At 70.0% G+C, this 13777-nt stretch carries 13 protein-coding genes; 4 read left to right on the top strand and 9 right to left on the bottom strand.

Features of this window, described 5'->3' with window-relative positions:
* Positions 1–221: 221 nt before the first annotated feature.
* The 5 genes from ACZ62B_RS18780 to ACZ62B_RS18760 form a co-directional block, all read right to left on the bottom strand.
* Positions 222–1148 carry a hypothetical protein gene (locus tag ACZ62B_RS18780; protein WP_469691172.1) on the bottom strand — a complete coding sequence of 309 codons (927 nt, stop codon included), beginning with the start codon at positions 1146–1148 and terminating at the stop codon, positions 222–224.
* Between the two features lie 16 nt (positions 1149–1164).
* Positions 1165–2283, bottom strand: a complete 1119-nt coding sequence (locus ACZ62B_RS18775; protein WP_344566254.1) for a DUF3696 domain-containing protein — start codon at positions 2281–2283, stop codon at positions 1165–1167.
* Positions 2280–3446: a DUF262 domain-containing protein gene (locus ACZ62B_RS18770; RefSeq protein ID WP_344566256.1), complete on the bottom strand. Its 1167-nt coding sequence runs from the start codon at positions 3444–3446 to the stop codon at positions 2280–2282. The genes ACZ62B_RS18775 and ACZ62B_RS18770 overlap by 4 nt, the downstream gene beginning before the upstream one ends.
* Positions 3447–3586: 140 nt before the next feature.
* Positions 3587–3973, bottom strand: a complete 387-nt coding sequence (locus ACZ62B_RS18765) for a hypothetical protein (protein WP_344566260.1) — start codon at positions 3971–3973, stop codon at positions 3587–3589.
* A complete protein-coding gene (locus ACZ62B_RS18760) occupies positions 3886–4620 on the bottom strand; it encodes an ABC-three component system protein (RefSeq protein ID WP_344566264.1) in 735 nt (244 codons plus the stop codon). The genes ACZ62B_RS18765 and ACZ62B_RS18760 overlap by 88 nt, the downstream gene beginning before the upstream one ends.
* Between ACZ62B_RS18760 and ACZ62B_RS18755 the strand changes: the two genes are divergently transcribed.
* The gene (locus ACZ62B_RS18755; protein WP_382051799.1) at positions 4601–4696 is read left to right on the top strand and encodes a DUF397 domain-containing protein; all 96 of its coding nucleotides are present in this window, start codon (positions 4601–4603) and stop codon (positions 4694–4696) included. The two genes, ACZ62B_RS18760 and ACZ62B_RS18755, sit on opposite strands and share 20 nt — an antisense overlap.
* A gap of 17 nt (positions 4697–4713) precedes the next feature.
* Here the strand turns inward: ACZ62B_RS18755 and ACZ62B_RS18750 are convergent, their stop codons facing one another.
* The 3 genes from ACZ62B_RS18750 to ACZ62B_RS18740 form a co-directional block, all read right to left on the bottom strand.
* Positions 4714–6465, bottom strand: coding sequence for a hypothetical protein (locus tag ACZ62B_RS18750; RefSeq protein ID WP_344566269.1), 1752 nt, complete (start codon positions 6463–6465; stop codon positions 4714–4716).
* 433 nt (positions 6466–6898) lie between these two features.
* The gene (locus ACZ62B_RS18745) at positions 6899–7138 is read right to left on the bottom strand and encodes a hypothetical protein (protein WP_344566271.1); all 240 of its coding nucleotides are present in this window, start codon (positions 7136–7138) and stop codon (positions 6899–6901) included.
* A gap of 231 nt (positions 7139–7369) precedes the next feature.
* Positions 7370–7945, bottom strand: a complete 576-nt coding sequence (locus ACZ62B_RS18740) for a hypothetical protein (protein WP_469691165.1) — start codon at positions 7943–7945, stop codon at positions 7370–7372.
* Between the two features lie 134 nt (positions 7946–8079).
* Between ACZ62B_RS18740 and ACZ62B_RS18735 the strand changes: the two genes are divergently transcribed.
* Positions 8080–9357 (top strand): DUF4241 domain-containing protein, encoded by a 1278-nt coding sequence (locus ACZ62B_RS18735; protein WP_469691163.1) that lies wholly within the window; start codon positions 8080–8082, stop codon positions 9355–9357.
* A gap of 164 nt (positions 9358–9521) precedes the next feature.
* Here the strand turns inward: ACZ62B_RS18735 and ACZ62B_RS18730 are convergent, their stop codons facing one another.
* Complete coding sequence (locus tag ACZ62B_RS18730) at positions 9522–10913, bottom strand: Cys-Gln thioester bond-forming surface protein (RefSeq protein ID WP_469691161.1); 1392 nt, start codon at positions 10911–10913, stop codon at positions 9522–9524.
* 472 nt (positions 10914–11385) lie between these two features.
* On the opposite strand from ACZ62B_RS18730, the gene ACZ62B_RS18725 reads away from it, so the two are divergent.
* Both ACZ62B_RS18725 and ACZ62B_RS18720 read left to right on the top strand, forming a co-directional pair.
* The gene (locus ACZ62B_RS18725; RefSeq protein ID WP_468880743.1) at positions 11386–11802 is read left to right on the top strand and encodes a hypothetical protein; all 417 of its coding nucleotides are present in this window, start codon (positions 11386–11388) and stop codon (positions 11800–11802) included.
* 455 nt (positions 11803–12257) lie between these two features.
* Positions 12258–13736, top strand: coding sequence for a sugar transferase (locus tag ACZ62B_RS18720; RefSeq protein ID WP_344566283.1), 1479 nt, complete (start codon positions 12258–12260; stop codon positions 13734–13736).
* The last annotated feature ends 41 nt before the right edge of the window (positions 13737–13777 follow it).

The following is a 13777-nucleotide window of genomic DNA, read 5'->3' as shown; positions in this document are numbered from 1 at the left end:
TGCGCGGCGTGGCACCGCTGCCGGGCACCAGGGCTCTCACGCCACTGGTGTCGGCCGGACCGCAGGACGCGCGGGGCGAAAACGCCCTCGGGACCGTCGGCGTGGCCGACCGCCCGCCCCGTCGCCGTGCCCGGCACCGACGTCAGCCGCGGCACCCGGGAGCCGCCCTACGCGATCCCGTGGTCACTCCGGACGGTGTTGATCATGTTCCTGGCGACCGGTCACTCAAGGTCGAGGTGATCGGTGAAGATGCCGATGAGGATGCGGCCACCGAGACGCTGGTCGGGCAGGCTGAAGTGGATCCTGTTGCGGTCGGGCTTCTCCTTGCCGTGCCATTCGCAGCGGTACGTCTCGTTCTGGTACTCGACGTCACGCTGCTTCATGATCTTCGGCTTGGACTTGGTGTTGGGACTCTCGGGCGACAGGTTGAGCCCGTGATTACCGAGCGCGGCCTGCACGGCTCGGGTGTTGCCCGGGTTGGCCGTGTAGGCGTCCGCGAAGTGGTCGTGCACCACGCCGAGGACGGCGACGACCCAGTCACGCATGACGAGGTAGGAGCCGTCGAACTTGTTGAAGGTCAGGGAGTCCGCGAAGACCAGTTCGGGGAAGGCCTCACGGGCGCGTGCGAAGAAGTCGTGCTCCGCCACGTTCTCCCGGCGGAACAGCTCTCTCCAGAAGTCCGACAGCGCGGACGGATCACCGAAGAAGTACACGGAGGCCTCCACCGTGGCCGCCGACACCTTCCGCCAGCCACTCGGGGCCTCGCTCCGCGGGAACACCAGGCATCCGACGGTGCTGCCCTCGCCTGTCCGCACCAGCGCGTAGCCGAGCGACCAGGCCATTTCCCTGGCCGTACCGTCCAGCTCCACCTCGTCGGGCAGCCCGGGAAGATCCGTGTCCCAGATCGGGCAACGGTCCATGAGGCTCTGCATCCGCAGCCGGGCGTCCCGGCCGGCCTTCGGTGGTGCGCCCTCGTACAGCACCTGGTACAGCTGTTGTCCGTCCGCGCACTCGGTTTCGGCCCACCAGGGCGACACCGCGACCGGACGGCTCGCGCCTAACTCGGCGAGCGCGTCGCTGAAGTCGTCGAGCGCGTCGGTCAGCTGCTCCTCCGTGAGCCCCCGGAAGTCGAAGGACGACTCGTCCACGACGAACCGGTACGGTTCACCTCCCCCTGCGCCTGGCACGGGCCAGCCTCCCGAGGTCGTGCTCGATCTGGTCGAAGAAGCCCTTGGGCCACTCGGTCAACTCACCGCTCGCTTGGAAGTCGATCGGGACGGTGCCGACCTCTTCGTCGCCGAAGTAGTGGATGACGCCCGCCCCGGGATCGAGCACCCGGTCGTCCGCCACCGCGAGGCGGGCACCGTTGAGGACGTGGTCGCTGTGGGTCTCCACGACGACCTGGACACCACTGCCCGCGACACGGGCCAGGAAGCGGCCGAGCTTGGACTGTCCGCCGGGATGCAGGTGAGCTTCCGGGTTCTCGACGATCAGCAGATCGCCGGGGCGGGTCAACAGCCCCGCGACGATGACCGGAAGGGCGTACGAGAATCCGAAGCCCATGTTGGCCGGCCGGATCGCCTCGCTGAGCAGGCCCGGTTCCTGGAACCGGATGGTGCTCGCGGTGATGCCCGGCGGCCACTGGGCGTTGATCTTTATAGGGCGGATGATGTCGGACGCCCACGTCTCCACCTGGGTCCGCAGCGTGGTCACGCCGTGGGTGGCCTCCGTGCTCGGATGCTGGAGCTCCTCGCGCACGGATCGGGTCTCGTTGAGGGCCAGCACCTGGGCCGTGTACTCACCCTGGACACCCACGCCGATGAGGTCGGGGTGCTCGGCGGAGACCCCGAGCTGGTCGCGCGGTCCGAGACGCTCGGCGCACAGGTAGGTGAATCCGCAGCCACGCAGGGACAGCTCGGGCGGGCCGTCGGGCGTGCCCTTCGGGACCCGCAGGTACAGGGCCTGCTCGTCCGGTACGTGAAGGCGGTAGGTGACCGCTCGGCCTGCCGTGTCGGTGTCGAGCCCGATCTCGATGCACGAGTCGGGGGCGTCGGGATGCAGAACCTCGGACGCCTCGCCGAGCGCGAGTCCGTACGGCCCGTTGAGCTGAACGACACCGCCGCCCCCGCCGGGCGCCTCGGCGAGCTGACGGGCGAGCAACAGCGCCTGGATGGTGGTGCTCTTACCGGTTCCGTTGAGGCCGGTGAGAACCGTCATGGGACGCAGTGCGAACGACGCGTCGGTGAAGCGCTTGAAGTTGCGGACGCGTAATGAGGTGATCACTTGCCTGCCTCTGCGGCCTTGGCCGCTTCCTCGAACCGGTATTTCACGCGACGCAGCCCGCCCGTGGACGCGGTGATCGCTTCCAGGTAGGTGTAGTCACTGGTCATAAGCCTGCGGGCGGCTTCGACGATCGCGTCGCGCCGCCGCGTCAGGTCCTCCGGCGCGTAGCCGGCGAGAACGATCGACCACGTCTCGAACAGCGCGCGGTTGATGGGGTTCTTGCCGTTGCCCCCCAGCGGCCACTTGCGGAACGCGTGCTCGCCGAACAGCAGCCGGGCGTTCTTCATCGCGCGGTCGAAGTCGGCCATCAGCTGCTCCGCGCGGTCGGTGGGTACGGCCCGCTCGTCGTCCAGCAGGGTCGTCGTGTGCTGGAGGAAGGGGTCCATGGCGGAGTACTTCGCGTACCCGTCGACTCCGAGCAGCCAGAAACCGGCGAACCGCAGCGCCATCTCGCGGTCGTTCATCCGGATGTGGTTGCGCCACTTCGTCGCCCGGTTGAACTCGTCGGTCGACGTCATGCGCTTGAGGATGTTCCGGCTGCGCTTGTTGCTCATGCAGTGGCGGATCTCCTGCGCGTTCAGCGGCGTGCCACCGGTGTTGATCCGCTTGAAGATGTCGTACATGACGTCCGGCGGCGTGGTCGGGTCGATGACGTGCGCCATGATCTGGGCGTTGTTGATCCGTCGCTTCCACGGGGCGGGCAGGTCCTCGAAGCGAGCCCCCTCGACCACGGTCTTGAGGTACTCCACGCCCTTGAGGGCAAAGCCGGACTTCTCGCCGCCGCGCACGAAGTCGTGGATGGTCGACAGCCGCTGGAGCCCGTCGACGACGCGCATGGCGCCGTCGGTGTCCTCGGCGAAGTAGAAGGCGGGCAGCGGGATCTGAAGCAGCACCGACTCGATCAGGCGTGACTTCTGACCCAGCTTCCACACCCGGCCACGCTGGAAGTCGGGGGCGAGCTCCAGGGTCCCGTCGTCGATCATGTCGAGGGCGTTGCGCAGCGAGAACTGCTTGCTGTTGACCCTGATCTGCTCCGGCTTCCAGGGCCGGTCGATCTCGGGCGGCGAGGTGTCACTCTCGCTCTCCTCCTCGACGTCCAGGCCGCCTTCGACGGAGTACTCCTCCTTGATCTGCGACAGGTCTGTGGTCTCCGGGCTCGTCATGGAAGTGATCGTAACCGGCGGGGCGCACCCTTGTGAGAGTCCCGCTCAGAAGCGGAAGCCGAAGAGGCCACCGTCGTCGTACCTGTCGATGAGCCGCACGCTCGACAGGTGCGGCGAGGCGTCGAAGCCCAGGTGTTCCGTCACCCCGGCGGCCGGCTCCAGGGCTCTGCGTACCCGGCGGGCGTCGGCGCCGTCGAAGAGATGGCTGTGGCGTACCAGGAAGTCGGGGCCGCGGTGGTGAGGTCGAACCAGGAGATCACCATGTTGCCGGTGCCGCGGCTGTCGTCGCCGTCCACATGCGGGACGATCTTCAGACTGCTGGGGCCCGCGTCGAACTCCAGGTGGGCCGGACGGCCGGTTTCGTAGAGCCGTTGCGCGAACTCGGAGAAGAGCACGGCGGCCTCGTCGGTCTGCCGGGCGCGCTCGTCCGGGTCGCCCTTCAGCGCGGTCCGGAGCTGGGGACGCTCGGCCTCGATCTCCAGTGCGCCCGCCTCCAGTGTCCGCGCCGCCCCGTAGCGGTGCCGCACCGCTTCGGCGAACGCCTGTTCCTGCGTGAGGGTCTGCTGCAACGCGGTCGGCCCTCCAGGGTTCCGCCCTCGTCGAGGGTGTGCGGCACCCTTTCCAGTTCGGTTCCCAGTGCCTCCCGCTCGGCCGCCCGCTGTGCGAGCCGTGCCTCGATCGTCCGGATCTCCTCCGCGAGGTAGCGCCTGCGGTTGCGGACGATCGACTCGTGGAAGCCCTTGACGTCGGTGAACCGCCGCTTGACCTGGTCGCCGAGGAGAATCCCCAGCCCGTGGTGGACCGGTTCGAGACAGCGCACGTTGTGGTCGGTCGCCTCCGTCACGGCGGCCTCGGGGCCGGACAGGCTGCGGCGGTCGACGGCGTCCTGGGCGTTGGACGAGCGGATGCCGCGGTCGATGTCGTCGGCCCGGTGCTTGAGCTCCTCGTACTGCGGTACGACACGGAAGGCCTTGACCTGTTCCTCCAGGTGACGTGCCTCCTCCTCGACGGTGGCGATCTCGACCGGCCCGTCGGCGGAGAAGACGGCGTCGGTGTCCGGCTCGGGCCGCCGGTCCGGCAACACGGTCCCGGGCCAGTCAAGCTCCAGGCCGAAGAAGACGTCCCGCAGCTGCTTGCGGAGGGCCTCCGCGACCGTGCACGTCCGGGGCTCCAAGAACCGCGCCCCGCCCTCGATCAGCGTGGGTGCGGAGCAGTGGACTGCGTTCGTCGGGTTCGCGGTCGACCAGTAGGCAGGGGAGGGACAACGTCATCCCTTCCCGCTGCGCTCCTTCGCCCAAGTGATGTGGCGGATCAGTGCGTCGGCGTAGTACTGGGCCGGCCGGCTGTCCGGTGCCCCGTTCACGCGCCCTGCTCGGCTGCCGCCCACTCTCACCTTGCGGTCCCACTCCTCCGCCTGAGCGACAATGCGGCGCAGGCCTCGCCCCTTCGCCCCCTCCACCTCGGGAAGGACCTGCTTCGCGTGGATCAGAAGTGCGCGGACGTGGGCGACCGTGGCCGTGCCGGTGGCCTCGCGGACTTTCGCGGCCCTCGCTGGGAAGGGCAGACGGGGAGGCACCCCGCACGGTGGTGATCCGTACCGCGCGAAGGCGCGGGTCCTCTCCTGAGCGCACCAACGCCTGAGCGCCTCGCCGTGCTCGGCCCGGCCGAGACCGAGTTCCTCCAGGACCTCGGGGAGATACGGCAACGGTCCACCGCCGGGCTGCCGGACGAGGACCGACAGGTACGGATGCCCTCTGCCCGGAATCAGGTCGGCCTTCACCAGCAGCTCGATGCGGTCGGCGGTGGACAGTCGGTCGAGGTCGAGCCCGGCCGCCCGCGCCAGCCTCTCCCAGGTGGTCGTCGCACTACGGCTCGCGTCCAGCAGAAGTGCCTCGCGGATCCGGGTCGCCGCGTCCCGAAGCTCCGTCGCCGCCACGAGCGGCGCCGTGGTGACCGGTTCCGGATCCGGCGCGGTGGGTTCCGGCGCCGGTACAGCAGGCGCCTCGGACGGCTTGGGCACCTCCACCACCGCAGGTGCGGGCGACCACAGCCCGGTTCGCTGGGCCTCATGCGCGTCGAGACGTACGAACTTGTCTCCCTGGAGTGCCCATTGGGCGCCCGTGCCCGTGTCCGGCTCGGTGACGAGCAGACGTACCGGGCCGGTCAGTCGGAAGACGTTGCCGGGAGCGGGAGGCGGTATGTCGTCGGGCAGTGAGAGCAAGGCCTTGACGATGCGGCTCTCGGACGGCTTCACATCGGCGAGGACACAGTAACGGCCGTCTTGGGAGAGGTGGTCCGGGGCGTCGGTTACCGGCTCTTGTGACGACACGGCGAACGTCGGCCCACCGACGAGCAGGAATCCCGCCGGCTTGGGCTTGGGACGGCTGAGCCTGATGGTCTCGACCGCGGGAGTCAGCAGGCCGCCGGGAGTAAGGGTGCACTCGTCCAGCGGAGTCCAGTCGATGCGACGGTCCATGCCTTCCGCGCCGATGTGGACTCGCCGCTCGGCACCATCGGTCTCGCAGCGCACCCGCAGGCAGTAGCCGTGACGACCCAGCATCTCGCGTGTGAGGGGACCATCGTGGGTGAAGACCCAGTCGACGGTGTCGACGTCCTCACCGAGCTCTTTGTCGGCCTTCTGCCAGGCCTGGAAGTCGAGTCCACGGGACAGGTGGAAGCGGATGCGCTGACGGGTGCCGGGCACGTGGATGTCCAGGGCATCGCCGGGACCGCCACCGAGGTTGCGGAGCTGGGCGCGGGCGGGCAGTTTCTGCTTGTCGAGCCAGCGGGTGACGCCCCGCTTGATGAAGAGGTGGTCGGCGCTGTCCTCTCCGTTGTGTGTGCGAAGGCAGACGGGACGGGAGCCGTCGGGATCGGGATGGTGGGCGAAGTGACAGACGCGGCCGTCACGACAGAGCCGGTCGGCGAGTTGGCGTCCGCATCCGCCGAGGTGGATGCCGCACCAGTAGCTGTACCGGGGGTGCCGGCGACGGTGGACGGCGAGATCGTCGGGATCCATCGGGAGGATGATCGGCTGCTCGGAGTTCTTGTGACCTATCACAGCGGTCTGAACGAGCCGCGTGTCCTGCGAGAACGAAACCATGGACGGTGGCTCCCGATCCGACGACGGGTGGGTTTCTCTGTTGGGCGCTGTGGTACCGCTGTTGAACGGCGCCATCACAGGAGTGTGCCAGGGCTGCCCCAGAGGCGAATACTCCGCCATGGACCGCTTTGCCGGACAGAGCGACGTCAGCGTCGCCTGTCACCGTCCGGCCGGCCGCTGTACACGAGGACGGCCTGTACGCTTTGGTGGGTCCGGCACGACTTTGTCGCCAATGGCCGATGGCGAGTTCACCACTGAACTCGCCATGGAGACCGGCGCGCCGGACGGGGTGGGTGCCGGGGAGCTGATCGAGCCGTAGCCGGCGCGACGAGAAGTCCGCGTGCCGTGGTCAGCCTCCCAGCCGCTCGCTCATCGGGTTCGGTTTCGAACCGTAGATCCCGACGTTCCCGAAGGACGGCAGGGAGAACCCGGCGGTCGCCATGGCTCTCGGTTCGACGTCGATCGCGTTCATGCGCTCCGGGCCACAGGAGAAGGTGGTGCGACAGCTGTCCGTCCAGACGTACTTCGACTGGAACACCCGGTCGCTGACCACCGGCAGCCACAGTGCGCCGTCCGGACCACGCACCATGGCCTCGGTGTAGGTGTCGTTCAGTGGTGGGTAAAAGGGAGCGTCCCGACTGCACGTCCCGCCGGTACGGCATCGGCCGCCTTTCACCGGCGGCATGCTCGTACCCGGTCACTCACGCCTCGCCCGGCCCGCAGGCGGCGAGATCGGGCACGGTCGCCTGTGGAACCGCCGCCGGCGCCGACCAGTTCGGCTTCGCGACCGCGGCCGGCGACACGCACATGGCACAAGCGATCACAAGGCAGACAATGACCACACGAAGACCGTCCACGAGTCCCTGGAACGCGAAGGTGGCACACGGTACTGGCGTGCCCCTGTCCACGAACAGACGGCATTCGACGCCATCACGGTCCCCTCAACGGGCCCGCCGGGCCATCGGATTCGCGGTACGCCGTCGCGCTCAGGCGAGCCGGGCCAACAGTGCCCGGACGGCCCCTGGAGTTGTTCGTCGAAGGCCTCCGCTCGCGCGCGCAGCACCGCGGCCGCACCGGCGTAGTCGACATCGCCGACGTACTCGTCGCCGCAGCGCTCGACGCTCGTGCCGGCGATGCTCACCAGAAGTCGGACGACCTCCGCCCGGTCGGGGGTGGTGTCGTCGCCCGCCAGCTCCAGGAGGAACGGCAGACTGGCCGTTGTGGCCCCGTACACGTCTCCCTGGTGGTGGACAGCGCCGTAGTACCGGTCGAGGGCCTTGCCCCGTTCGTCGGCGTCCGGGGAGCAAAGAGCCGTGAGCAGGACCGGCAACTCCTCGGCGGTGCCGTAGGCATGCCCCATGGAGGACCAGTCGATGTCGTGAAGTCCGTCGAACATGTGCGGGACTATGCCTGCCCGCACTGACATCACCTGTGCGGCCGCCCCGGTGGCCGGTGATCACCACAGCTTGTGATCGGTGGGTCACCGCGATCGGGAGCCACTGTCGTAGGCGGGGATTACGCTGCACAAAAATGATCAACAGGCTGCGGTTCACACCGCGGGCGGCCGGAACCGGGCCGGAGGGGCGGGGCATGGGCAAGGACACGGTGGCGGTTTCCTACGCCGAGGGCTGGGACGCCGTGGCCCGGCGCGCGTTCAGGCCGCTGACGCGGGCGCAGGCGGAGGAACGGGACGGGGCCGGGGGGCCCTATGTGGTGCTGCACCGGGTCCCGGGGCGCGCGGTCCCCGCGGAGGTGCATCTCATCGCCTGGCGTGACCACTTCGTCGGGCGGTGGACCTACGACGAGCTGGGACGACGGACCCACGACGTCGACCTCCGGCTGCTGGAGGACGACCGTCTGTTCCTGCGGCGGTACGTGGAACGACGGTACGCCGCACCGGAGCAGCCGGACCTGGCGCCCGACGCCTGGCGGCTCACGGTGGAGCTCTACCCCGGTCACAGGGGCAGGAAGATCCTGGAGGAACGGGGCGACAAGGGCGGGTCGTTCCACACCCTGGCCGATGTGCCGGAGGAGCGGCGGTGGCACGACCGGTCGGAGTTCGGAGTGCGGGCGGCCGACGCGTCCCGGCCGTCGGACGAGCCCGGCCCCCATGACGTCACCGCGCCAAAGGCGGCTTTCGCGGGCGACGCGTCGTTGTGGCGTCCGCCGAAGCCCCGGCGCATGGAGCTGGCGGTCGCCGACCTCTTCCGGCCGGGGAACTCCTTCCCCATGGAGTCCTGGGAGAACACGGAGACGGCCGAACCCCGGCACATCGCCATGGTGCGGATCCCGACCGGGCGCCTGGTCGTCTCGGACCCCCTCGACAAGGAGCCCCGGGAACTCACCGAGCGCGTACCCCCCGGCGAGTACGCGCTGGAGACGGCCGTGATCGTCGGCGAGGGCACGTACGGCGAGGAGCGGTTCCCGGTCACCGAGGAGCCCGTCGTGCGCCTGCTGATCCGGGACGAGCCCGCCGTCACCTGGGAGTTGGCGCTGAGCGAGGGCGAGGATCCCCGTCTGCTCCTCGACGGCCACGCCTACGGCTTCGGCACCGACGGGGCCGCCGGCTGCTTCGCGGACGCCGCGGCCTGGGAGCCGCTGTCGGGGAAGGTCAGGCGCTACTACGAGGAGCGGGACGGCGACGCGTGCGTGTCCGTCGGCGACGGCCACGTACACGCCGTCGACGAGGCGACGGGAAGCGACCTGGTGTCGTTCTACACCGAAGGCGACGGGACGTGGCCGGTATGGCTCGGCCGCTCCGCCGCCGGCGAACTCGTCTCGGTCGTGGTGATCACGTCGTACCTCTAGCGGTGCGTCGCGCAACGCCTGCGCCCTGTGCTCCGCGCCCTGCCTCCGCAGGGCGCCGGCCGGTGGCGTGGAGGGGTCGGGTCCGGTCGGGACGGGCCTCCATGACGGACGGGCCCGGCGCACGCGTCGCGTGTGCCGGGCCCGTCCGCCGGGTCAGCCTCCGGTCACTCCCCGGCGGCCGCCTTCTTCTTGCGCAGGAAGAACATCGCCGCGCCGCCCGCGGCCACCAGGGCCACCGCTATGCCCGCGATCACCGGCGTCGCGCTGGAGCCGCCGGTGTTCGCGAGGTCGCCCTCGCCGCCGGCCGTGTCGTCGGCGGAGCCGCCGGCCGGGCTGGGGGCGGAGGACGGGGTGTCACCGTCCGTGCCCGGCGTCTCGGTTCCCGGGGCCGGGGTGCCCTGGGTCTTGCAGTCCAGGACGCCCTGGAAACGCTCCGAGAAGCCGTTCGGGCCCTCGACGGTGAAGTCGTACGCCGCGTCCTCGTCGACCGGGACGGTCACCGTCTTGCTGCCGCCCGCCTCGATCGTGTGCTCGGTGCCCGCGAGTTCGAAGGTGAACGGGGTGTCGCCCTCGTTGCTCGCCGTGACGTCGACGCCGCCCTTGGCGCAGTTCTTCTCCGCCGTGACCGAGGGGATGGCGCCCTTGGTGGCCCAGTTCGCGGTCGCGTCGGCCGTGACCGTGGACTCGCTGGAGCCGGCGAGGATCTGCGTCTGGCTCTTGCTGGGGCTCGCGAACGCGCGGCCGACCGGGATCTCGGTGGTCGCCCGGACCGTCAGCGAGGCCGAACCGTCGGCCGTGCCCTCGGGGACGTCGAAGTACAGCTCGGTGCCGTCGCCGGCGGACGTGAGGGCCTTGCCGTCCTTGTCGATCACCTTGACGCCGGCGCCGGCGGCGTCGGCGGAGGCGGCGACGGAGACCTGACCGGCGTCGGTGCGCACGGTCACCGGGCCGAGCCTGCCGCCCGCCTTGCCGGAGACCGCGTTGGGCTCCAGCGTGAGGGAGGTCTTCGGCTCCTGGAGGTTCTGCGCCCGGGCCTCGAGCCAGTCGGCGAGCTTCTCGGCCTGCGCGTCGCGGGCCTCGACCTTCGCCCCGTCCGAGAAGCGCCAGATGGCCACCTGGGTGCCGGCCGCGGCGGTCTTGGCCGTCAGCCCCTGGGCGCCCGACTTCTGGGACAGCGCCGTCAGGTCGTCGACCTGCGGGTACGAGTTCTGGAGGATCCAGAGGATCTTTCCGGCGTTCTCGTTGGCGCCGAGCGAGGTCTGGGCCCAGGGGGTCTCCAGGTACTTCGCCTTGTTCTGGGTCGGGTTGTGGATGTCGATGCAGTACGACTGCAGACGGCCACTGCCCTCGACGCTCATCTCGAACAGGCCGGCGGCGATGTTCTTGGTCTTGCCGTCGCCGAGGTCCAGACGGGCCGAGTCGTACGTCTTCAGCCCGTCGAGAGTGGCGACCGCACCCCCCTGGTGATGGACGTCGTCCCCGTCGGCGGCGGCGCTGCCCGCGCCGGCGAGCAGGCCCATGGTGAGCAGTCCGGCCGTGGCCGCCCCTGCGGCCATACGCCGCCCTGTGGTGCGCCGCCCGGTCGTGGCGGACGCGGAATGAAGAGCAAACACAGATTTCCCCTCCGGCGGGACCCGCAACGGGACACGCGAGATGTGTTCACACGTGATGCGTGCATGGAAGAGTCACGCCAGTTGTCTCAAGTGCTGGACAAGCACACGGCGATCTTATGGATGGAAGCGTTCCGGATCTTCGTTCCCGACGTCGCGCGGCCATTCCGAATCGGAACCGTTACTTCCTGCGACCGGAGTGTCCTCATCCATCCAATCTTCACAACCCGAACAGCACCTCCGCACACCTGCCGGCCGGTCGGGGGCGGTCACCGGTATGCGCCCGGAACGGGTTTCCGTACCCATGTGCCGTGCCGGGTACCGTGGTTGGGCCGCCGCCGGGAGCACGCCGAGAACCCGCGGTGCCGGCGCCGTTCCGGCCGCGACACCCGCCCATGCCCGAGGGGGCGATGACGCCATGTCCTCCCTGCTCGCACGCGTCAAGGCCCTGCTCGGCCGCGCCGCCCCCTCGGCGCGGGGCGACACGGGCCCGCCCGCCCCCGCACTCCCCCCGCCGCCACCGGAGGGTGTCGCCACCGGGCCCGCCCACGACGGGTACGTGTTCCTGGTAGCCCTCCCCCGGATCCACTCCTTCTGCCGCGCACGCCTCGACGAGGAGTCAGGACCCGGCGGCACGCGAGCCGAAACGGAAGAACTCCGCCGGCAACTGGGAGAAGCCGTACACACGTTGCGCGCCAACGTCCCGCTGTGCCCCGGCGGCCTCTCCGTCCACGAGGCGGAGGGACGCGTACGCGCCATCGTCGACCGCCACCGCGACCACCCCGGATATCCCTCGCTGTGGCGGCCCGACGCCCCGCCGCGCCCCGGGCCGTGACCCGGTCGACCGGCCGAAGCAGGTCAGGAGCCCTTCGCGGCCGGTCCGAGGAGCACCGCGCGGCTTCAGGACGCCCCGTCGTCGTGGGCCGGGCGAGCCGCTGAAACGTGCGCTGACGTCACCGTTTCCATGGGCCGGTCACCGGCCGGCCGATCCCGTCTCAAAGCTTGCGCACGAATCACACACATCCCCTCTACATACTGGCCCCGATGGTCTAGATTGACCTTGCTTCAGCCGTTCGGGCACAAGGTGACCATTGATGACCCCGGGTGCGGGGAGCACCCGAGGTCGCCGGGGTGGGTTGTTCAACCAGTTCTGAAACATCCGGAACGGCATGTGCGGGAGGCGGGGGCCTCCCGTGGGGAGGAACGGCGCGGCGCGGGGGGCGGGGGCCTCCCGGGTGGAGAAACGGTGTCAGGGGAACACGTCGAACCACTGGGGACCTGGGGGGTTCTGTGCGGCAGGGGGAATTAGTCGGCCCGTTTCCGTCGGCGCACGATCGTCCGGCGAACGGGGCCATCAGCAGACCCGCGACCGACTGGGAGCAGCGGTACCGCCGTACCGTGATCACCGGCGATACGGTGACCACCGCCTTCGTGGTGGCGGCGATAGGCAACTTCTTCGGGGTCCGGGACGCGGCCGACTGGCATGAGAAGTGGGGGATCCTCGCCTTCGGCACCTGGCTGCTGGTGCTGGGGGCGCTCGCGGTGGGCCGGGCGTGGTCCCCGTCCGTTCTCGGCCAGGGCGCCGAGGAATTCCGCCGGCTCGGACGCTCGCTGTTCATGGCGACCGTCGTCCTGGCGCTCGGCGGGATAGCCCTCACCTCGCGCAACATCAAACTCTGGATCTTCGTGGCGGTCCCCGCGATCGCGGTCGTCACCATGATCGCGCGGTATCTGCTGCGTCTGTGGCTGCACAGGGAGCGGAAGGAGGGCCGGTGCCTGAGACCGGTGCTCGCCGCCGGGAGCCCGGCCACCGTGCACGACCTGATCACCCGGACCCGGAGGTTCCCGCACCTCGGCTGGCGGGTGGACGCGGTGTGCACGACGGACGGTCTCGGACCCGACGGTGACCGGGTGGCCGGAGTGCCGGTCGTCGGCCGGCTGACGGACGTCGCCGACCACGTCCGCCGCGACGGCTACCGGGTCGTCGCGGTCACCCCGGACCCGCACTGGTCACCGCACCGGCTGCAGCGGCTGGCCTGGAACCTCGAGGGCAGCGACGCCGAGATGGTCGTCGCCCCCGTGCTGATGGAGGTGGCCGGCCCGCGGCTGCACATCGACGCGGTGCTCGGGATCCCGCTGCTGCGGGTCAGCATGCCGGCCTTCACCGGGGGCCGCCGGGTGGTCAAAGGGGTCGTCGACCGGCTGGGCGCGGCGGTCCTGCTGCTGCTGTTCGCGCCGCTGATGGTGGGCGTCGCCCTGCTCGTGCTGACGACCAGCCGGGGCGGGGCGTTCTACCGCCAGCGCAGGGTCGGCAAGGACGGCCGCGAGTTCACCATCCTCAAGTTCCGCACCATGGTCGTCGGGGCCGACCGGGCCCGTGCCGAACTGGCCGACCTGAACGAGGGCGCCGGCCCGCTGTTCAAGCTCCACCGGGATCCGCGGGTGACCCGGGTGGGAGCGGTGCTGCGCCGGTACTCGATCGACGAACTCCCGCAGCTCTTCAACGTACTCACCGGATCGATGTCGCTCGTCGGGCCGCGGCCTCCGTTACCGGAGGAGTCCGCCGCCTACGGCCCGGACATCCGGCGGCGGCTGCTGGTCAAGCCCGGCCTGACCGGCCTGTGGCAGATCAGCGGACGCAGCGACCTGTCGTGGGAGGAGGCGGTCCGGCTGGACCTGCGGTACGTGGAGGACTGGTCGCTCGCCCTGGACACGGTGATCTTGTGGAAGACGCTGCGTGCGGTGCTCTACGGGCAGGGGGCCTACTGATGCGCGAGGGGCGGCGTCGTCGTACGGACGGCGTACGGACC

It is taken from the genome of Streptomyces sp. NPDC053426, from assembly GCF_055585405.1.
Note: the sequence above shows the minus strand (reverse complement) of the source record. Positions and strands in the feature narration are given on the sequence as shown.

What these genes read in the sequence shown, in the direction of transcription:
- ACZ62B_RS18770 (WP_344566256.1), bottom strand. Translation starts at nt 3,446, where the DNA reads ATGACGAGCCCGGAGACCACAGACCTGTCGCAGATCAAGGAGGAGTAC.
- ACZ62B_RS18750 (WP_344566269.1), bottom strand. Translation starts at nt 6,465, where the DNA reads ATGGATCCCGACGATCTCGCCGTCCACCGTCGCCGGCACCCCCGGTAC.
- ACZ62B_RS18745 (WP_344566271.1), bottom strand. Translation starts at nt 7,138, where the DNA reads ATGGTGCGTGGTCCGGACGGCGCACTGTGGCTGCCGGTGGTCAGCGAC.
- ACZ62B_RS18740 (WP_469691165.1), bottom strand. Translation starts at nt 7,945, where the DNA reads ATGTTCGACGGACTTCACGACATCGACTGGTCCTCCATGGGGCATGCC.
- ACZ62B_RS18735 (WP_469691163.1), top strand. Translation starts at nt 8,080, where the DNA reads ATGATCAACAGGCTGCGGTTCACACCGCGGGCGGCCGGAACCGGGCCG.
- ACZ62B_RS18730 (WP_469691161.1), bottom strand. Translation starts at nt 10,913, where the DNA reads ATGGCCGCAGGGGCGGCCACGGCCGGACTGCTCACCATGGGCCTGCTC.
- ACZ62B_RS18725 (WP_468880743.1), top strand. Translation starts at nt 11,386, where the DNA reads ATGTCCTCCCTGCTCGCACGCGTCAAGGCCCTGCTCGGCCGCGCCGCC.